At 71.7% G+C, this 17,571-nt stretch carries 18 protein-coding genes and 2 pseudogenes; 9 read left to right on the top strand and 11 right to left on the bottom strand.

Annotated elements, in window-relative coordinates; all coding sequences use genetic code 11:
* Window positions 1–88: pseudogene (locus AB0E85_RS24215) on the top strand (molybdate-binding protein); the annotation flags it as partial.
* Here the strand turns inward: AB0E85_RS24215 and AB0E85_RS24210 are convergent.
* The gene (locus tag AB0E85_RS24210) at window positions 81–1,358 is read right to left on the bottom strand and encodes an aspartate kinase (protein WP_107456236.1); all 1,278 of its coding nucleotides are present in this window, start codon (window positions 1,356–1,358) and stop codon (window positions 81–83) included. The pseudogene AB0E85_RS24215 and the gene AB0E85_RS24210 overlap by 8 nt on opposite strands.
* Window positions 1,359–1,592: 234 nt before the next feature.
* Here AB0E85_RS24210 and AB0E85_RS24205 point away from each other — a divergent pair, with 234 nt between their 5' ends.
* Window positions 1,593–2,297, top strand: a complete 705-nt coding sequence (locus tag AB0E85_RS24205) for a response regulator transcription factor (RefSeq protein ID WP_361930741.1) — start codon at window positions 1,593–1,595, stop codon at window positions 2,295–2,297.
* Window positions 2,294–3,652 (top strand): HAMP domain-containing sensor histidine kinase, encoded by a 1,359-nt coding sequence (locus AB0E85_RS24200; protein ID WP_361930739.1) that lies wholly within the window; start codon window positions 2,294–2,296, stop codon window positions 3,650–3,652. The genes AB0E85_RS24205 and AB0E85_RS24200 overlap by 4 nt, the downstream gene beginning before the upstream one ends.
* Window positions 3,653–3,658: 6 nt before the next feature.
* Here AB0E85_RS24200 and AB0E85_RS24195 read toward each other — a convergent pair whose 3' ends face one another.
* Window positions 3,659–4,186 carry an SgcJ/EcaC family oxidoreductase gene (locus AB0E85_RS24195; RefSeq protein WP_361930736.1) on the bottom strand — a complete coding sequence of 176 codons (528 nt, stop codon included), beginning with the start codon at window positions 4,184–4,186 and terminating at the stop codon, window positions 3,659–3,661.
* A 172-nt stretch (window positions 4,187–4,358) separates the two neighbouring features.
* Between AB0E85_RS24195 and AB0E85_RS24190 the strand changes: the two genes are divergently transcribed.
* Complete coding sequence (locus AB0E85_RS24190) at window positions 4,359–5,195, top strand: PhzF family phenazine biosynthesis isomerase (RefSeq protein ID WP_361930733.1); 837 nt, start codon at window positions 4,359–4,361, stop codon at window positions 5,193–5,195.
* A gap of 4 nt (window positions 5,196–5,199) precedes the next feature.
* On the opposite strand, the gene AB0E85_RS24185 is transcribed toward AB0E85_RS24190, so the two are convergent.
* From AB0E85_RS24185 to AB0E85_RS24175, 3 genes are all read right to left on the bottom strand, one after another.
* Window positions 5,200–5,859 (bottom strand): DUF5063 domain-containing protein, encoded by a 660-nt coding sequence (locus tag AB0E85_RS24185; RefSeq protein WP_361930731.1) that lies wholly within the window; start codon window positions 5,857–5,859, stop codon window positions 5,200–5,202.
* The gene (gene recR, locus AB0E85_RS24180) at window positions 5,852–6,451 is read right to left on the bottom strand and encodes a recombination mediator RecR (RefSeq protein ID WP_003991835.1); all 600 of its coding nucleotides are present in this window, start codon (window positions 6,449–6,451) and stop codon (window positions 5,852–5,854) included. Before recR ends, AB0E85_RS24185 begins: the two co-directional genes overlap by 8 nt.
* Before the next feature lie 94 nt (window positions 6,452–6,545).
* Window positions 6,546–6,887 carry a YbaB/EbfC family nucleoid-associated protein gene (locus tag AB0E85_RS24175; RefSeq protein WP_361930727.1) on the bottom strand — a complete coding sequence of 114 codons (342 nt, stop codon included), beginning with the start codon at window positions 6,885–6,887 and terminating at the stop codon, window positions 6,546–6,548.
* Between the two features lie 276 nt (window positions 6,888–7,163).
* Between AB0E85_RS24175 and AB0E85_RS24170 the strand changes: the two genes are divergently transcribed.
* Window positions 7,164–7,922: an SLATT domain-containing protein gene (locus AB0E85_RS24170; protein ID WP_361930725.1), complete on the top strand. Its 759-nt coding sequence runs from the start codon at window positions 7,164–7,166 to the stop codon at window positions 7,920–7,922.
* Between the two features lie 34 nt (window positions 7,923–7,956).
* Here AB0E85_RS24170 and AB0E85_RS24165 read toward each other — a convergent pair.
* The 3 genes and pseudogenes from AB0E85_RS24165 to AB0E85_RS24155 form a co-directional block, all read right to left on the bottom strand.
* Window positions 7,957–9,907: pseudogene (locus tag AB0E85_RS24165) on the bottom strand (serine/threonine-protein kinase).
* Window positions 9,908–9,986: 79 nt separating this feature from the next.
* Window positions 9,987–10,445 (bottom strand): MarR family transcriptional regulator, encoded by a 459-nt coding sequence (locus AB0E85_RS24160; protein WP_361930723.1) that lies wholly within the window; start codon window positions 10,443–10,445, stop codon window positions 9,987–9,989.
* Window positions 10,442–11,065, bottom strand: a complete 624-nt coding sequence (locus AB0E85_RS24155) for a DJ-1/PfpI family protein (protein WP_361930720.1) — start codon at window positions 11,063–11,065, stop codon at window positions 10,442–10,444. The genes AB0E85_RS24160 and AB0E85_RS24155 overlap by 4 nt, the downstream gene beginning before the upstream one ends.
* Before the next feature lie 171 nt (window positions 11,066–11,236).
* Between AB0E85_RS24155 and AB0E85_RS24150 the strand changes: the two genes are divergently transcribed.
* The 3 genes from AB0E85_RS24150 (at window position 11,237) to AB0E85_RS24140 (ending at window position 14,185) form a co-directional block, all read left to right on the top strand.
* Complete coding sequence (locus tag AB0E85_RS24150; RefSeq protein ID WP_361930717.1) at window positions 11,237–12,592, top strand: aspartate aminotransferase family protein; 1,356 nt, start codon at window positions 11,237–11,239, stop codon at window positions 12,590–12,592.
* 122 nt (window positions 12,593–12,714) lie between these two features.
* A complete protein-coding gene (locus tag AB0E85_RS24145) occupies window positions 12,715–13,416 on the top strand; it encodes a GntR family transcriptional regulator (protein ID WP_361930714.1) in 702 nt (233 codons plus the stop codon).
* A gap of 118 nt (window positions 13,417–13,534) precedes the next feature.
* Window positions 13,535–14,185, top strand: coding sequence for a hypothetical protein (locus tag AB0E85_RS24140; protein ID WP_033310151.1), 651 nt, complete (start codon window positions 13,535–13,537; stop codon window positions 14,183–14,185).
* A 9-nt stretch (window positions 14,186–14,194) separates the two neighbouring features.
* Here AB0E85_RS24140 and AB0E85_RS24135 read toward each other — a convergent pair whose 3' ends face one another.
* Together AB0E85_RS24135 and AB0E85_RS24130 are read right to left on the bottom strand one after the other, a co-directional pair.
* Complete coding sequence (locus AB0E85_RS24135) at window positions 14,195–14,488, bottom strand: hypothetical protein (protein ID WP_361930710.1); 294 nt, start codon at window positions 14,486–14,488, stop codon at window positions 14,195–14,197.
* 133 nt (window positions 14,489–14,621) lie between these two features.
* Window positions 14,622–15,905, bottom strand: coding sequence for an adenylosuccinate synthase (locus AB0E85_RS24130; RefSeq protein ID WP_361930708.1), 1,284 nt, complete (start codon window positions 15,903–15,905; stop codon window positions 14,622–14,624).
* A gap of 186 nt (window positions 15,906–16,091) precedes the next feature.
* On the opposite strand from AB0E85_RS24130, the gene AB0E85_RS24125 reads away from it, so the two are divergent.
* Window positions 16,092–16,991, top strand: a complete 900-nt coding sequence (locus AB0E85_RS24125) for a diacylglycerol kinase family protein (protein ID WP_361930705.1) — start codon at window positions 16,092–16,094, stop codon at window positions 16,989–16,991.
* A 19-nt stretch (window positions 16,992–17,010) separates the two neighbouring features.
* On the opposite strand, the gene AB0E85_RS24120 is transcribed toward AB0E85_RS24125, so the two are convergent.
* The gene (locus AB0E85_RS24120; RefSeq protein WP_361930702.1) at window positions 17,011–17,508 is read right to left on the bottom strand and encodes a MarR family transcriptional regulator; all 498 of its coding nucleotides are present in this window, start codon (window positions 17,506–17,508) and stop codon (window positions 17,011–17,013) included.
* Window positions 17,509–17,571: the final 63 nt, after the last annotated feature.

Raw genomic sequence — 17,571 nt, 5'->3', positions numbered from 1 at the left:
GGGCGAGCGGTTCGAGAAGGAGCACCCCGGCACGAAGGTCACCTTCAGCTTCGGCGGCAGCGACTCGCTCGCCGCGAGCATCAGCGGCCGGTGCCCCCGTAGACGACGGCCTCGTCGCTGTCGGAGTCGAGCCCGAACGCGGAGTGCACCGCGCGGACGGCCTCGGGCACGTCGTCGGCGCGGGTGACGACCGAGATGCGGATCTCGGAGGTCGAGATCAGCTCGATGTTCACGCCCGCGTCGGACAGGGCCGTGAAGAAGTCGGCCGTGACACCCGGGTTGGTCTTCATGCCGGCACCGACCAGGGAGATCTTGCCGATCTGGTCGTCGTAGCGCAGCGAGTCGAAGCCGATGCCGGCCTTGTTCTTCTCCAGCGCGTCGATGGCCTTGCGGCCCTCGGTCTTCGGCAGCGTGAAGGAGATGTCCGTCAGGCCCGTGGAGGCGGCGGACACGTTCTGCACGACCATGTCGATGTTGATCTCGGCGTCGGCGATCGTGCGGAAGATCGAGGCCGCCTCGCCCGGCTTGTCCGGCACGCCGACGACCGTGACCTTGGCCTCGGAGGTGTCGTGCGCGACACCGGAGATGAGAGCCTGCTCCACCTGCTTTTCCCCTTGCTTGATCGGCTCGCTGCTGACCCACGTGCCCTGGAGGCCGCTGAAGCTGGACCGGACGTGGATCGGGATGTTGTAGCGGCGGGCGTACTCCACGCAGCGGTGGAGCAGCACCTTCGACCCGGACGCCGCCAGTTCGAGCATGTCCTCGAAGGAGATCCAGTCGATCTTCCGGGCCTTCTTCACCACGCGCGGGTCGGCGGTGAACACGCCGTCGACGTCGGTGTAGATCTCGCACACGTCGGCGTCGAGGGCGGCCGCGAGGGCCACCGCGGTGGTGTCCGAGCCGCCGCGACCGAGGGTGGTGATGTCCTTCGTGTCCTGGGAGACGCCCTGGAAACCGGCCACGATCGCGATGTTGCCCTCGTCCACCGAGGTCTTGATCCGGCCCGGCGTGACGTCGATGATCCGGGCCTTGTTGTGGACCGAGTCGGTGATGACACCCGCCTGGCTGCCGGTGAACGACTGGGCCTCGTGCCCCAGCTTTTTGATCGCCATGGCCAGCAGGGCCATGGAGATCCGCTCTCCGGCGGTCAGCAGCATGTCGAGCTCGCGCCCGGCAGGCATCGGGGAAACCTGCTCGGCGAGATCGATCAGCTCGTCCGTCGTGTCGCCCATCGCGGAAACCACGGCAACCACCTGGTTGCCGTTCTGCTTCGCTTCCACGATCCGCTTGGCGACGCGCTTGATGCCCTCGGCATCGGCTACGGAGGAGCCTCCGTACTTCTGCACGACAAGGCCCACGTGCGCTCCTCGCTCAATCCGTCTCTGTCCGCTCATACGCATTCGTACCGCGGTCGGCTCAGTCTAACGAGCGTCCGAATATCCCTTCCGCGATATCGCATGGTGAGATCTCGGTCCGCCCGTCCAGAGTCGCTCATGCCCATCTGGGCACCGGCCACTCGGGAAAGTGCCCGGCGTCACAATCGCACGAGCCGCCGTACCGGTCACACAACTTTCAAGCACTAGGGTTCGGCTGTGCGCGTACTCCTGGTGGAAGACGATGAACCGGTCGCCGAGTCCCTGCGCCGTGGCCTCAAGCGCTACGGCTTCGAGGTCGAGTGGGTCACCACGGGCGGGGCGGCCCTGCGGCACGAGGGTCCCTACGACGTCGTCCTGCTCGACCTCGGCCTGCCCGACACCGACGGACTCGACGTCTGCAAGACCCTGCGCGAGCGCGGCGACGTCCCGATCATCGTGATCAGCGCCCGCAGCGACGAGACGGACCGGGTGGTCGGCCTGGAGCTCGGCGCGGACGACTACGTCTCCAAGCCGTTCGGCGTCCGGGAGGTCATCGCCCGGATAAGGGCCGTCATGCGCCGCACCCGGCCCCGCACCCCGACGGACTCGCCCGACGCCGGCCCCGACCGCTACGGCACCCGCCTGACGATCGACCGCAAGGCGGCCCGGGTGCGCCTGGACGGCGAGGAGGTCGCCCTCGCACCCAAGGAGTACGACCTGCTGGCCTTCCTCACCGAGGAGCCCGGGGCACTGATGTCGCGCGAGCAGATCATGGAAGCGGTCTGGGACGCGAACTGGTTCGGGCCGACGAAGACGCTGGACGTGCACGTGGCGGCGCTGCGGCGCAAGCTCGCGGGGGCGGTCACCATCGAGGCGGTGCGCGGCGTCGGCTTCCGGCTGGAGATCGCGAAGGGCGCCGGCGGGGACGGCACCGTCTCATGATCCGCCAGCTCGTCCGCAGCTACGTCCTGCTCGTCGCGGTCGCCATCGCGCTGTTCACCGTGCCGGTGGCGTTCACGCTCACGGACCAGCTGCGGGGCGACACCAGGTCGGCCGTCCTGCGCGAGGCCGACGCCATGGCCCTGCTGCTGGGCGACGGCCGGGCCGCCTCCTGCCGGGCGCTGGAGGAGATGGCCAAGGCCTACGACGACGAGATCCAGGTGACCCGGACCGCGAGCTGCCCGGCGGACCTGCCCCGGCCGACGGCGGACGCGGCCCTGACCAGGGCCCTGAAGGAGGGCAGGTCCACGACCGACTGGGGCTCCTCCTTCATCTGGGGCCCCGAACTGGAGATCACGGTGCCGGCCCGCGCGGCCGGCACGGACCGGGTCGTCGGCGCCGTGCGCATCCTGTACTCGACCGACGAGATGACCGGCCGGCTGTGGCAGATCTGGGGCTTCCGGGCGGTCCTCGCCGTGCTCGTCCTCGGGGTGGCCGCCCTGCTCGGCGTCGCGGTGGCCCGGCGCCTGACCCGGCCGCTGCGCCAGCTCAACGACATGGCCAGCAAGTTCAGCGACGGCGATCTGACCGCCCGCTCCCCCGTGACGGGCCCGCCCGAGACCCAGACCCTGGCGCGCACCCTCAACCAGGGCGCCGAACGCCTGGACACCCTGATCGCGGCCCAGCGCATCTTCGTAGCGGACGCCTCCCACCAACTGCGCACCCCGCTCACGGCGTTGCGGCTGTCCCTGGACAACATCGCGGACGGCGTCGACGACGAGTTCGTCCGGGAGGACGTGGAGCAGGCGACCGCGGAGGTCGTCCGGATGACCCGGCTGGTCAGCGGGCTGCTGGTGCTGGCCCGGGCCGAGGCGAAGGTGACGGCGGCCGAGCCGCTCCCGCTGACGGACATCGTGCGGGAGCGGCTCGCCGTGTGGAGGCCGGCCGCCGACGAGCGCGGAGTCACCATCGCGCTCAGGGGGAGTACCGACGGCCGGCCGTCTGTGCTGGCCGGCCCTGGTCATCTGGACCAGATGCTGGACAACGTGCTCTCCAACGCCCTGGAGGTCTCGCCCGACGGCGGGACGATCACCGTGCGGGTGGAGCCCCGGGGCGATGTGGTGGGGGTGTCGGTCCTGGACGAGGGGCCCGGCATGTCGGACGCCGAGAAGTCCCGTGCCTTCGACCGCTTCTGGCGAGGCCAGGGCCTGACCGGGAAGTCCGGCTCCGGCCTCGGTCTCGCCGTCGTCAGGCAACTGGCGACGGACGACGGCGGGACCGTTGCGCTGACGGACGCTCCGGGCGGCGGCCTGTGCGTGACGATCACGCTCCGGGCGTCCCACCGCGGCGGCGGCTGACCTCTCTCAGCCCTGCGGCATCTTCGAGGAGTGGTGGTTCACGATCAGCCACTTCCCGTTCGGCTGCTTCTCGTAGGCGTAGGTGTAGCGGGCCTTGACGGTGCTCTGCGCGCCCGTGTCGTGGTCGGTGAGCGCGAACTCGTACACACCGGTGTCGATGACGGTGTCGCGGTCGAGGACGTTGACGACGGACTCGATCTTCGTGCCCTGCGGCTTGTTCTGGAGGAAGTGCTCGAAGTAGTCGACGATGCCGGCTCTGTCCGTACGGACCTGGTTGGAGACCGTCGGCAGCAGGACCGCGTCCTTCGCGTACAGGTCGGCGACCTTCTCCGGGTCACCGGTCCGCAGGGCGGCGTTCCACTGGTCGAACAGCGCCAGCACCTGCGTCTTGGTCACGGGCTTGGTGTGCCTGCCGCCCTGGTGCCCGGCGTCGGCTCCGGCGACCCCGGCACCGAGGGCGAAGGTGCCGGCGGCCAGGACCGCGGTGGCGGTGGCGGTGGCGGCTATGCGTCGGCGGGCGGGACGGCGGTTCATGACATCTCCGGTGTGATCGAGGGGAGTCGGCTTGCCTCCGCGTTGTCTGCGGTGGAAGTGACTCCAGCCTCGCGTTTCACCGGTTAGGGGCCGTACAGCGCGCGTCCAGGGCCCGTACAAGGAGCCCCCAAATCACGCTGCGTGACCGGGGGCCGGCCGCTACGGTCTGGGCATGGAGATATTGCGCTACGTGGCGTTCAGCTCGGATCCCGAGGGCGGCAACCCGGCCGGGGTGGTGCTCGACGCGAGCGGTGCCGACGACGCGGCGATGCTCGCGACGGCGGCCGAAGTGGGCTATTCGGAAACGGCGTTCGCGGTGGACGCCTGCGACGGCTCCCTGAACGTCCGCTACTTCAGCCCGCTCGCCGAGGTGCCGTTCTGCGGCCACGCGACGATCGCCACGGCCGTCGCCCACGCCGAGCGCCACGGCACCGGGCGGCTGCTGCTGCGCACCGCGGCGGGCCTGGTCACGGTCACCACGGACCGGGCGGCGGACGGCTCCCTCGTGGCGACCCTGGTGAGCGTCGCCCCGCGCACGGTCCCCCTCGCTGAGGCCGACGTCGCCGAACTGCTGGCGATCCTCGGCTGGTCCGCCGGCGACCTGGACCCGGCCCTGCCGCCCCGCGTCGCCTTCGCCGGGGCCTGGCACCCGGTCGTCGCCGCCGCGACCCGGGACCGACTGGCGGACCTGGACTACGACATGGCCGCGCTCACCGCCCTCATGGCCCGCAGGGACTGGACCACGGTCGACCTCGTCTGGCGCGAGTCCCCCACCGTCTTCCACGCCCGCAACCCGTTCCCGCCCGGCGGCGTGACCGAGGACCCGGCGACGGGAGCGGCGGCGGCGGCGTTCGGCGGCTACCTCAGGGAACTCGAACTCGCGCCCACGCCCACGACCCTGACGATCCACCAGGGCGCGGACATGGGCCGCCCGAGCACGATCACGGTGACGGTGCCGGCGGACCCGCACAGCGGAATCGGCGTCACCGGTACGGCCGTTCGGATCTGACCGGCTACTTCGCCGGGCGCAGCCCCAGGGGCCCGGCGATCTCCTCGGCCATCACGCGGCCCGCCTCGATCTCCAGTGTGTCGTCGCCCATGCCCTGGTCCGTGTCCAGGCCGTCGAGTTCGGCCAGGGGCTGGTTGAGGCGGACGTGCGCGAGGACCGACTGGAGGGCCCGCAGGCTCGCCGAGGCGGTGGAGCCCCAGTTGGAGAAGTAGGAGAACTGCCACCACCACAGGGCCTCCGTGGTGCGGCCCGCCCGGTAGTGGGACATGCCGTGGCGCAGGTCCGTGATGACGTCCGTGAGGTCGTCGGAGATGCGGGCCGGAACCGGGGCCTTGCGGGGCTCGTAGGGGTCGAAGACCTCGGAGTAGACGTCGATGGGGTCCAGCAAGCGGGCCAGGTTCTCGCGGAGCTCGTCGACGTCCGGCTCGGGACCCGAGTCGGGTTCGTAGCGCTCGTCGGGCACGATGTCCTCGTGCGCGCCGAGCCGGCCGCCGGCCAGGAGGAGTTGGGAGACCTCCAGGAGGAGGAAGGGCACGGCCGATTCCGGCTCGTCGCCCTTCGCGACCTCCGTGACGGCGACCAGGAAGCTCTCGATCTGGTCCGCGATCTGGACCGCGAAATCGTCCGGGTTCTGGTCGGTCGCGTGCAGCGTGGCGTCAGACATCTAGGAGTCGTCTCCCCTCGAAGGCGCGTCCGAGGGTGACCTCGTCCGCGTATTCCAGGTCCCCACCCACCGGGAGGCCGCTGGCCAGGCGGGTGACCTTCAGGCCCATGGGCTTGATCATGCGGGCGAGGTACGTCGCCGTCGCCTCGCCCTCCAGGTTCGGGTCCGTGGCCAGGATCAGCTCGGTGACCGTCCCGTCCGCCAGGCGGGCCAGGAGCTCCCTGATCCGCAGGTCGTCGGGGCCGACCCCGTCGATCGGGCTGATCGCGCCGCCCAGGACGTGGTAGCGGCCCCGGAACTCACGCGTGCGCTCGATCGCCACGACGTCCTTCGGCTCCTCGACCACGCAGATGACGGCCGGGTCGCGGCGGGTGTCGCGGCAGATGTTGCACAGCTCCTCCTGCGCGACGTTGCCGCAGGTCGCGCAGAAGCGGACCTTCGCCTTGACCTCCATCAGGGCCTGCGCGAGGCGCCGTACGTCCGTCGGCTCCGCCTGGAGGATGTGGAAGGCGATCCGCTGGGCGCTCTTCGGACCGACGCCGGGCAGCCGCCCCAGCTCGTCGATCAGGTCCTGGACCACGCCTTCGTACAACGGACTGCCCTTCCTGGGTCTTCGGGGTCGGTACGCACCGTCCCGTACGTACCGTAGTTGTCTGCCGCCTGTCCGAGGAAGGCGGTGCGCCGGGTCAGAAGGGCAGGCCGGGGATACCGCCGCCGCCCAGACCCTGCGCGAGCGGGCCCAGCTTCTGCTGCTGGAGCGTCTGCGCGTTCTCGTTGGCCGCCTGGACGGCCGCCACGACGAGGTCGGCGAGGGTGTCGGTGTCCTCCGGGTCCACCGCCTTCGGGTCGATCTTCAGGGCGCGCAGTTCTCCGGCGCCGGTGACGGTGGCCGTCACCAGACCGCCGCCCGCCTGCCCGTCGACCTCCGTCTGCGCCAGTTCCTCCTGCGCCTGTGCCAGGTCCTGTTGCATCTTCTGGGCCTGCTGGAGCAGCTGCTGCATATTGGGCTGGCCACCACCGGGGATCACGATCAGCTCCTTGCTCGGTACGGGTTTTCCCGTTCGGCACGAGCCTACGTGGTCGGGGCTGCCGTCGCCCCAGCACTCTTTCGAGTGAGTCCCTCTCGCGCCCTATACCCGATCAAGGAATACTTCCGGGCGGAAAAGAGGCGAAAGCTACGTGTTCGCCACCCATTGGGAGGTAGGAAGGGTCGGGCGCGTTCCGGATGCGGGTTTTCGTCCATCGCGCAGCGTGATCGGTGAGTGAACCGTACGTGGTCATTCGTGGTCAGTGAGGAGTGCCGGGTGGGTCAGCCGGAGATGCAGCCCGAGGGGCCGCCTCAGGACGGGCGGGGCGAGCAGGCGGCGGCCGGGCTGCGGCCGGGCGATCTGACGGGGCGGGTCTTCCCGCTCGGGGACTGGGGCGAGCCGGCGGTCCGGCTGGACGAGCTGTACCGGTGGGTGGAGCGCGGGGCGCTGCGGACGGCGGCCTGGTACCTCGCGGACCGGGTGTGGAAGCGGCGGTGCGCGCGGGTGCTGCGCTGCGGGACCGCGGCCGGGGCGGTCACCGGGGTGGCGCTGCCCCTGCTGGATCTGACCGGCGTCGCGGCCGGAACCGCGCCCTGGGGGTGTCTGGCGCTGCTGCTGGGGGCGGCCTGCGTGGCCGTCGACCGGTACTTCGGGGTGACGTCCGGGTGGATGCGGGACGTGGCCACCGCGCAGGCCGTGCAGCGGCGACTTCAGGCGCTTCAGTTCGACTGGGCGGCGGAGAGCGTGCGGGAGGTCCTCGGCCCGGCGGAGGGCACGGCGGGCGAGGCCGCCGAGCGGTGCCTCGGGGTGCTGCGGCGGTTCTCCGAGGACATGACGGAGCTGGTGCGGGTGGAGACCGCCGACTGGATGGGCGAGTTCCGGTCGGGGTGTGCCGCGCCGGTGGGGTTGCAGGCGGTCGTGTTCCCGGGACCGGGCCGCGGGCCCGAGACCGGGGTGAACGGGCGGTTCCCGGTGCCGCCGCACGGCGGGACCCGGCCGAACATGCCGCGCCAGCGCCCGCCGGAGCCACGGTGAGAAGCCTCGGCTCCCGGCGTCCTGCGCGTGTTGCTCACTGCCTCGTGTACGTCAGCCGCTCGCCGCTGCTCGTGTTCACGCGTTCCAGCGTGCCGTCCGACAGGAGGGTCACCTCGGTGGCCGCGCCGGGGGTGCAGGCGGTGCGGGGCTGTCCGACCTTCACGGTGGACGGGCCGATGCTCAGCGCGCCGTCGGTGCCCGGTTCCGCGGTCAACCGGCCCTCGAACACGCAGTGGTAGGTGCCGCCGCCCCGGGTCGGTCCGTCGGCCACGAGGGACAGGACGGTGTCGCCCGGCTCGCCCTGCTGGAGGGTGAGTGAGCGGCTGTGCTCGCCGTCGGCGTTGTCGATGGTCGTGGTCCAGGTGCCGAGGTACCCGGTCGGGATCGTGCCGTCCGCCGGGGAGGGGGAGGTGCCCTGCTGCGAGGTCGTCGGGGACGGACCCGGAGTGGTCGGGGACGTGCCCGTGCTCTGCGTGGGGCCGGGGCGGTCGTCGGCCCGGTCGTCGCCGCCGCCCTGCATCAGCGCGTACACCGACCCGCCCGCGGCGAGCGCGACGACCAGGGCGATGACGACGAGCAGCGCGGTGGAGCGGCCGTCTCTTTCCCGCTGCGGCTGCGGGGGGCCGTACGGCGGGGTCGTGCCGTAGGGCGGCGGGCCGTAGGGCGGGGTGGAGCCGAGGCCGCCGTAGGCGGGGTGGGGCTGGGGGTGCTGCTGGGGGTAGCCGTACGCGGGGTACGGGGGCGCAGGTGTCTGCACCTGCGGCTGGGGCGGGACGCCCGCGGCCGGGAGTTGCCGTGGTGCCGGGGGTGCGCCCTGGCCCGCCACCAGGGTGGGCAGATGGTCGACCGGCCCGCCCTCGCCGGGCGGACCCGGCGGGGGCGGGCCGGGGGTCGCGGCGGGCGCCGCCACGGGGGCCGGCGGCAGCACGGGGCGCGGTGACGACTCGTCGGCGGCGGGCGCGTGTTCCGGGGGTCGGGCCGGGGCCGGGGTTGTCGCCGGGGCCGGAGCCCTGCCGGCCGGCGGGCGGCCCGGAAGGGTCCGCTCCCTCGGCGGGGCCGGCTCCCTCCGGATCCTCCGTCTCCAGCAGCCGCACCGCGTGCCGCCCCAGTTGCGCCACCAGCGCGCTCGGCAGCCACGGATCGAGGGCACGGCCGTCGGCGACGGTGTCGTGCGCGCCCGTGCGTTGAAGGACGCGGTCGAGGGAGGGCCGGGCGGCGGGGTCCTTGCGCAGGCAGTCCCGGACCAGGTCGGCGATGCCCTCGGGGACGCCGTCCAGGTCCGGTTCCTCCTGGGCGATGCGGAACATCATGGCGTGCACGCCGCTGTTGGCGGTGCCGAAGGGCAGTTTGCCGGTGGCGGCGTAGGCGACGACCGAGCCGAGGCAGAAGACGTCGCACGCCGGGGTGATGCGGTCGCCCCGCACCTGCTCGGGCGCCATGAAGCCGGGCGATCCGACGAGCGCGCCGGTGCGCGTGAGCCCGCCGTCCGTCACCGTCTCCAGGGCGCGGGCGATGCCGAAGTCGATGACGCGCGGGCCGTCGATGGTGACCAGCACGTTGGACGGCTTGAGGTCGCGGTGCACGATGCCGGCGGCGTGGATGTCCTTGAGGGCGTGCGCGAGTCCGGCCGCGAGGATGCGGACCGTGCGCTCGGGCAGGGCGCCGTGGTCGTGCCCGACGACCTGCTGGAGGCTCGGCCCGGCGACGTATCCGGTGGCGACCCACGGCACGGTGGCCTCGGTGTCCGCGTCGAGCACCGGCGCCGTCCAGTACCCGCCGACCCGCCGCGCGGCCTGCACCTCCTGCCGGAACCGCTCCCGGAACTCCTCCTGCGCGGCGAGTTCCTCACGGACCAGTTTCACGGCGACCGTGCGGCCCCGCCCGGAGCGGGCCAGATACACGTGCCCCATGCCCCCCGCACCGAGCCGCGCCAGCAGCCGGTACGCACCGATCTGCTGCGGATCCCCGGGCCCCAGCTTCTCCATCGCTCAGCCGCCTTCCCCCCACACGCGAGCAACGGATCGAGAATAGTGCGGGGCCGGGGCCGCGTGGCCTGGACGACCTCTACGGTTCCGTAACAGGCGGACCTGCCTGGTCGAGCACCGTGGACAGCCGTTCCAGCATCCGCACCGCCTCCGCCAGCTCCGCCTCCCCGAACGCCTGCGCAAGCCGGTCCGCGAAGGCCGCGTGGCCGGGGTCGATCCGGGCGATCGCCGCACGGCCCTCCTCGGTCGGCGCGAGGAGCTTGGCGCGGCGGTGCGCCGGGTTCGGCCGGTACTCCGCGAGCCCCCGCTCCACCAGCAGGTCGGCGATGCGCTGCACGCTCTGCCGGGTGATGCCCATGGCGCGGGCGATGCCGGAGACGGGCAGCGGCTCCCCGAGGACCGCGCCGAGCACCTGCCACCAGGCGGCGGTGAGTCCGGCGGGCCGGGCCAGTTCCTCCGCGACGGCGAGGAACTGGCCGTTGAGCCGGAACACCCCGAGGGCACTGCGGCTGAGGAGGTCCTGACGCTCGCGGCTCACAGCGCGCCGGCCTTCTCCAGCACCGCGTACGCCGAGACGTCGGAGTGGTGGAACAGCCGGAACCAGGCGTCCAGCACCTCACCCTCGTAGACCCCGAGCAGCCGGAGGATCTCGCGGGCGAAGGCGACGGGCTCGGTCGGGCCGGCGGTGACCAGGGCGCCGTCGGTGACGGCGTCGGCCTCGACGTAGCGTCCGCCGCCCGCGTAGCCGGTCGCGGCCAGGTAGAAGGAGACGGCGCTGGTGTGGTCGCGGTCGTCGAGCAGGCCCTGGCGGGCGAGTCCGGCGGTGGCTCCGCAGATCGCGGCGACCGGGACGCCCGCGTCCAGGAAGGACCGGGCCGTGCGGGCGAAGGGGGCGAGGTCGTCGGTCGTGTCCCAGAGGTCGGCGCCCGGGAGGATCAGCAGCGCGCTGTCCTCGGGGCGCAGATCGTCCAGGGCCAGGTCGGGCTGGATGCGCAGGCCCCCGACGCTCCGCACCGGGGCGGCGGACGGGCCGACGGTCCGGATCTCGTGGCCGGTGCGGGCGAGCTGGGCCGTGGCGTGGCCGGTCTCCCAGTCGGCGAGGGTGTCGTAGACGGCGAGATGGACGGGCTTGCCGGAGCGGCCGGTGGTGGCGTTCATGACTCCTCCTCGGTCCTGCACTGCTTATGACAACATCCTGTCACTATGACAGAAAGCTGTCAATGCACTGCCCGTGTCCCTGTCCCCTGGACAACCTGTCTGAGGAAGGCGTCCGAGGCCCGACAGGCCGCCGCTTTCACCACCGTCTCCCCCGCACCTACGCTCGCCCGCATGACCCCTCAGCCGAACCCCGAAGCCGGTGCCGCCGTCAAGGCCGCCGACCGTGACCACGTGTTCCACTCCTGGTCCGCTCAGGAGCTCATCGACCCGCTCGCCGTCGCCGGCGCCGAGGGGTCGTACTTCTGGGACTACGACGGCCGGCGCTACCTCGACTTCTCCAGCGGGCTCGTCTACACGAACATCGGCTACCAGCACCCGAAGGTCGTCGCCGCGATCCAGGAGCAGGCCGCGAGGATGACGACCTTCGCGCCCGCCTTCGCGGTCGAGGCCCGGTCGGAGGCGGCCCGGCTGATCGCCGAGCGGACCCCGGGCGACCTGGACAAGATCTTCTTCACCAACGGCGGCGCCGACGCCGTCGAGCACGCCATCCGGATGGCCCGTCTGCACACGGGCCGCCCGAAGGTGCTCTCGGCGTACCGCTCGTACCACGGCGGCACCCAGCAGGCCGTGAACCTCACCGGCGACCCGCGCCGCTGGGCCTCCGACAGCGGCACCGCCGGGGTCGTGCACTTCTGGGCGCCCTACCTCTACCGCTCCCGCTTCTACGCCGAGACCGAGGAGCAGGAGTGCGCCCGGGCGCTGGAGCACCTGGAGACGACGATCGCCTTCGAGGGGCCCTCGACCGTCGCGGCGATCATCCTGGAGACCGTCCCGGGCACGGCCGGGATCATGGTCCCGCCGCCCGGCTACCTCGCCGGGGTGCGGGAGATCTGCGACAAGCACGGGATCGTCTTCGTCCTGGACGAGGTCATGGCCGGGTTCGGCCGGACCGGTGAGTGGTTCGCCGCGGACCTGTTCGACGTCACGCCCGACCTGCTGACGTTCGCGAAGGGCGTGAACAGCGGGTACGTGCCGCTGGGCGGGGTCGCGATCTCCGGTGCCATCGCCGAGACGTTCGGGAAGCGCCCCTACCCCGGCGGACTGACGTACTCCGGGCACCCGCTGGCGTGCGCCGCCGCGGTGGCGACGATCAACGTCATGGCCGAGGAGGGCGTCGTCGAGAACGCGGCCCGGCTGGGCGCCGACGTGGTCGGGCCGGAGCTGCGCGCGCTCGCCGAGCGGCACAGAAGCGTCGGCGAGGTGCGCGGCACCGGCATGTTCTGGGCGCTGGAGCTGGTCCGCGACCGCGAGACGCGGGAGCCGCTGGTGCCGTACAACGCGGCCGGTGCGGCGAACGCCCCCATGGCCGCCTTCGCCGCCGCCGCGAAGAAGGGCGGGCTGTGGCCCTTCGTGAACATGAACCGGACGCATGTCGTGCCGCCCTGCAACATCAGCGAGGCGGAGCTCAAGGAAGGGCTCGCCGTCCTGGACGCGGCGCTGTCGGTGGCGGACGAGTACACCGGGTAAACACCTGTAAACCCGTCAGTAACCGACATCCTCGCGTCCCGTTCGAACGCGTAAGGTGGCGTGCTCGTAGACATACATATACGCGCACGCCACCCGAACGCGACGAGGGAGACGCCCTGACCATGCCCGCCAGCACCGGCAACGGCGCCGTGACGCGCAGCACCCTGCGGCAGCAGATCGCCGACGCGCTCCGTGACGAGGTGCTGGCCGGGCGGCTCCAGCCGGGGCAGGAGTTCACGGTCAAGGAGATCGCCGAGCAGTACGGGGTGTCCGCGACGCCGGTGCGCGAGGCGCTCGTCGACCTGTCCGCGCAGGGACTCCTCGAAGCCGACCAGCACCGCGGCTTCCGGGTGCGCGAATACTCGGTCGACGACTTCCGCGGCATGATCGAGGCCCGCGGGCTGGTCATCGAGGGCATGTTCCTCGCGCTGAACGAGGGGCGGCCCAATGCGGTGCGGCCCGATGACCCCCGGGCCGCCGCCGTCGTCGCCGGGGTCCGCAGGCGCGGCGAGGAGGCGCAGCGGGCCGCCGCGGCCGGTGACCTCACCGTGCTCATCGGCTACGACCTGCGCTTCTGGCGCGAACTCGGCGCCTGCTTCGGCAACCCCTACCTCGCCGACTTCCTGCACCGGCTGCGCGTCCAGACCTGGGTCTGCGCGGTGCAGCACCTGCGCCGGCTCACCGATCTGCGCGGCGAGCTGTGGGCCGGTCACACGCAGCTGGTGGACGCCCTGATCGACCGCGACAACGAGGCCGCACGGGCGATCATCGCCGCGTACAACACGCACTCCCTCACCCTGATCGAGCGGCTCGCCTCCCGATGACCCGCGTCGCCGCTGCCCGTGTGGGTATGGGACATGCACGGCGGGAGCCGTGACCACGGCGCACCGCTACCCTTCTTGACCACCGTGCTACCCGACCGCGCTGAGCGAGGAGCCTTCTTTGGCCTGTGACCTGTGGCTGGTACCGCTCGTGGACGTGTTGTGCCACACGCCGGACAACCCCTTCGCCGAGGAACTCGCGCAATACAACAAGGTGCTCGCCGAGGCCGGTCTGCCGCCGGTTCCGGTCTACCAGTACATGCCGGGCCTGTCCGGCGAGGTCGCCCCGGTCGCGGGCTTCGACTACGACGCGCTGCACTTCCTGCGCCGCGCCTATCTGCTCCAGGTCTGCGGCCTGCCGGTGACGCCCGTGGACGAACTCGGCGGCGACTACGAGCAGTTGCTGGAGATGTTCGAGTCGACGGCCCAGCAGTCGCACCTGGTCTGGCACTACGACCACGCGGGCGCCTACGTCCCCGTCGACTTCCCCAGCCCGCTCGCCGACGACGACCTCCTCGCGGGCGGCGGCCCGCTGGGCTCCTCGCACGCCCTGCTGCGGGAACTGGAGACGGTCGCGCCGGGCATCGGCATCGACCCGGCCAACCCGCCGGCCGCTCCCCAGCCGCCGCTCGCCCCGACGGAGCTGGAGGAACCCGCCGTCCCCGCCCCGTACGACCCGAGTCCGTTCGCCCGTGAGCGGCACGTCTGGCTGGGGCTGCACGCGGCCGTGACCCGCAGTCTCGCCCAGGGGTCGATGATCGTGTTCAGCTGAGCGCCGGGCTCAGCGGCCCATCTGCGAGAGGCCCTTCTGCACGTCCTCCATGTTCATCACCGGCGTGTAGGTGATCTCCGCGTCCAGCTGGAGGAAGAAGGGCTCGCTGATGACCGGCATCTGCCAGCTGTCCTGCATGTCGAAGACCACGTAGGCGGTGCGCTTGCCGTGGTCGGTGGTGAAGTAGGCCGCTTCGGGCTTGATCTGTTCCATCGACTCCTGGATCAGCTTCCCCAGGGTGCCGTTGCGGATGGCCTCGTTGGCCTTCTCCGTGTCCATGGACGCCTTGAGCAGTACGCGCATCGCGGTCACCTTCTCTGGTCGACGCACGTGGGGGTATGGCTTCAGCGTATGCCTGTTCCGCCCGTCTCTCCCTGCGGGAGAACGCAGGCCGCCCCCCGTGGGCACGAGGGGCGGCCTGCTTACGCGGGGCGGCTCAGATGAACGAGTTGATCTCGATCGTCTCGTCGCGGCCCGGGCCCACGCCGATCGCGGAGATCGGGGCGCCGGACATCTCCTCCAGCGCCTTCACATACGCCTGGGCGTTCTTCGGGAGGTCGGCGAAGGTCTTCGCCTTGGAGATGTCCTCGTTCCAGCCCGGGAGCATCTCGTAGACCGGCTTGGCGTGGTGGAAGTCGGTCTGGGAGTAGGGGAGCTCCTCGACCCGCTTGCCGTCGATCTCGTACGCCACGCAGACCGGGATCTGCTCCCAGCCGGTGAGGACGTCGAGCTTGGTGAGGAAGAAGTCGGTCAGGCCGTTCACGCGGGTCGCGTAGCGGGCGATGACCGCGTCGAACCAGCCGCAGCGGCGGTCACGGCCGGTGGTGACACCCCGCTCGCCACCGATGCGGCGCAGCGCCTCACCGTCCTCGTCGAACAGCTCCGTCGGGAACGGGCCGGCGCCGACACGGGTCGTGTACGCCTTGAGGATGCCGATGACCCGGCTGATCTTCGTCGGGCCCACGCCGGCGCCGGTGCAGGCGCCGCCCGCGGTCGGGTTCGACGAGGTGACGAAGGGGTACGTGCCGTGGTCGATGTCGAGCAGCGTGCCCTGGCCGCCCTCGAACAGGACGACCTTGTCGTCCTCCAGCGCCTGGTTGAGCACCAGGACGGTGTCGGAGACGTACGGGGCGAGCTTGTCGGCGTAGGCCAGCAGCTCCTCGACCACCTGGTCCACGGCGATCGCGCGCCGGTTGAAGAGCTTGGTGAGGACCTGGTTCTTGACGTCGAGGGCCGCCTCGACCTTCTGCGTGAGGATCGACTCGTCGTACAGGTCCTGCACGCGGATGCCGACGCGGTTGATCTTGTCGGCGTAGGTCGGGCCGATGCCGCGCCCGGTGGTGCCGATCTTCCGCTTGCCGAGGAAGCGCTCGGTCACCTTGTCCATCGTCACGTTGTAAGGCGTGATGATGTGCGCGTTTCCGCTGAGGAGGAGCTTGGACGTGTCGACGCCACGCTCGTTCAGACCGCTCAGCTCGGAGAGCAGGACCGACGGGTCGACGACGACGCCGTTTCCGATGACCGGCGTGCAGCCGGGAGACAGGATTCCGGAAGGGAGGAGGTGCAGTGCGTACTTCTGGTCACCGACGACCACCGTGTGGCCGGCATTGTTGCCGCCCTGGTAGCGCACCACATAGTCCACGGAGCCACCGAGAAGGTCGGTGGCCTTTCCCTTGCCTTCGTCACCCCACTGAGCACCGAGCAGCACAAGTGCGGGCACGCGCGTACACCCCTTCCGGGCGGGGCATGTCCATGGTCGAGGGCGAACGCGGAGAATATGCAGCCGCGTGCACCGCGACCGCCGTTGGCCGCCAACCGTCGGACCGGATGCCCCGGAATAGACGAAGCCCCTGGCGCAATAGCGCAAGGGGCTCTTGCACAAAGATGCTACCCGAGGAAGCGAGGCATGGCCGAGGTGGCGACTTCCGCGACGTCCGAGCAGCTGTTGGTGGTGGTCGACCCGGTCGCCCGTAGGTCGGACGGCGAGTCCGTCAGGATCGCGAAAGACGTGCTCGGAGCGGGTGCCGGCTTGAAGCTGTGCCTGCCGGACGGGCCGGAGGAGTTCGCCAGGGCGCTGGCCCGGCGGGGCTCGCGACGGCCGGTGGTGGTGGGCGACGACCGTGCGCTGATCCGCGCGGTGGCGCTGCTGCACCGCCACCGGGAGCTGGCCGGATGCGCCCTGTCGGTGGTGCCGGTCGGGGGCGCGCTGTCCCTGGCCCGGTCGCTGGGGGTGCCGACGGGGCCGGTGGCCGCGGCGCGGGCGGTGCTCGACGGGGTCGAGCGGCGGATGGACCTGATGGTCGACGACAGCGACGGGGTGGTGCTCGGCGCGCTGCGGATACCGCCGCTGCGGCTCTCGCCGGCGGCCGGGGCGGGCCCGGAGGCCGCGCCGGATCCGGACGAGGTGCCGGGCCGTCCGTGGCTGCGGACCTGCCAGTCCCTCGTCCGGACGCTGGTTCCGCCGGGCCGCCCGTCCCGGCCGGCCGCGGCGCCCGAGCCGGGGCCGTCCCGGCTGCGGGTCGAGGTGGACGGGGAGACCCTCGTCGACCTGAACCAGCCGGTGGAGGCGGTGTCGGTGTCACCGGCCGCGCCGGGCGTCGCGTCGGTGGAGGTCAGACCCGTGTCGGTGGGGGCGGAGGCCTCGCCTCTGCTGGCGGAGGGCCGGACGGTGACGGTGTCCGGGGCGCACTTCCGCTACCGCGCGGACACGGTGGTGTCGGGGCCGGTGCGGACGCGGACCTGGGTGGTGCGGGAGGGGGCGTGGGGGCTGACGGTACCGGCGGGCAGTGAGCCGACCGGTTCGTGATCCTTTCCAGGGACGGGGCTCACCCCGGCCCGAACGTCTTGTCCCGGTGCACCCGCCAGCGCTCCATCATCGCGGCGAGTTCGCCCTCCACGAACTCGAAGAAGGCGAGGGTCTCCGACATCCGGCGGCCGGCCGGGGTCTCGGCGCCGAGGCTGGTGACGCCCTCGCGCAGGGCGATCTCCCACCGTTTGAGGACGGCGTCGCGGTTGGTGAGGGCCTCGTACCACTGGTCGCCGTGCACCCGGTAGCGCTCCCGGCGCGAGCCCGGCTCCCGTTCGCGCGAGACCATGTGTGTCTGGGCCAGATAGCGCACCGCCCCGGACACCGCCGCGGGGCTGATCCGCAACTGCTCCCCCAGCTCGGCGGAGGTCATCGAGCCCTCGTCGGAGGAGAGCAGCGCCGCGAAGACACGGGCGGGCATCCGCGCCATCCCCGCCTCGACGAGCTGCGCGGCGAAGGACTCCACGAACCTCGACACGGCCTCCGCGTCCCGGCCGGTCCCGGCTGATTCCGTCATGAGGCCCATCCTATCCAGGGTTCACATGGTTCTTTAACTTCACAAATTTCTGAAGGAAGCGTA

The sequence above is a fragment of the Streptomyces sp. NPDC029044 genome, assembly GCF_040637495.1.
In the GTDB taxonomy this organism is placed as follows: domain Bacteria; phylum Actinomycetota; class Actinomycetes; order Streptomycetales; family Streptomycetaceae; genus Streptomyces.
Note: the sequence above shows the minus strand (reverse complement) of the source record. Positions and strands in the feature narration are given on the sequence as shown.

Excerpts from the sequence above, each read along its gene's own strand:
- AB0E85_RS24200 (WP_361930739.1), top strand. The coding sequence starts at position 2,294 with ATGATCCGCCAGCTCGTCCGCAGCTACGTCCTGCTCGTCGCGGTCGCC.
- AB0E85_RS24195 (WP_361930736.1), bottom strand. The coding sequence starts at position 4,186 with ATGAACCGCCGTCCCGCCCGCCGACGCATAGCCGCCACCGCCACCGCC.
- AB0E85_RS24190 (WP_361930733.1), top strand. The coding sequence starts at position 4,359 with ATGGAGATATTGCGCTACGTGGCGTTCAGCTCGGATCCCGAGGGCGGC.
- AB0E85_RS24185 (WP_361930731.1), bottom strand. The coding sequence starts at position 5,859 with ATGTCTGACGCCACGCTGCACGCGACCGACCAGAACCCGGACGATTTC.
- AB0E85_RS24155 (WP_361930720.1), bottom strand. The coding sequence starts at position 11,065 with ATGAACGCCACCACCGGCCGCTCCGGCAAGCCCGTCCATCTCGCCGTC.
- AB0E85_RS24150 (WP_361930717.1), top strand. The coding sequence starts at position 11,237 with ATGACCCCTCAGCCGAACCCCGAAGCCGGTGCCGCCGTCAAGGCCGCC.
- AB0E85_RS24145 (WP_361930714.1), top strand. The coding sequence starts at position 12,715 with ATGCCCGCCAGCACCGGCAACGGCGCCGTGACGCGCAGCACCCTGCGG.
- AB0E85_RS24135 (WP_361930710.1), bottom strand. The coding sequence starts at position 14,488 with ATGCGCGTACTGCTCAAGGCGTCCATGGACACGGAGAAGGCCAACGAG.
- AB0E85_RS24125 (WP_361930705.1), top strand. The coding sequence starts at position 16,092 with ATGGCCGAGGTGGCGACTTCCGCGACGTCCGAGCAGCTGTTGGTGGTG.
- AB0E85_RS24120 (WP_361930702.1), bottom strand. The coding sequence starts at position 17,508 with ATGACGGAATCAGCCGGGACCGGCCGGGACGCGGAGGCCGTGTCGAGG.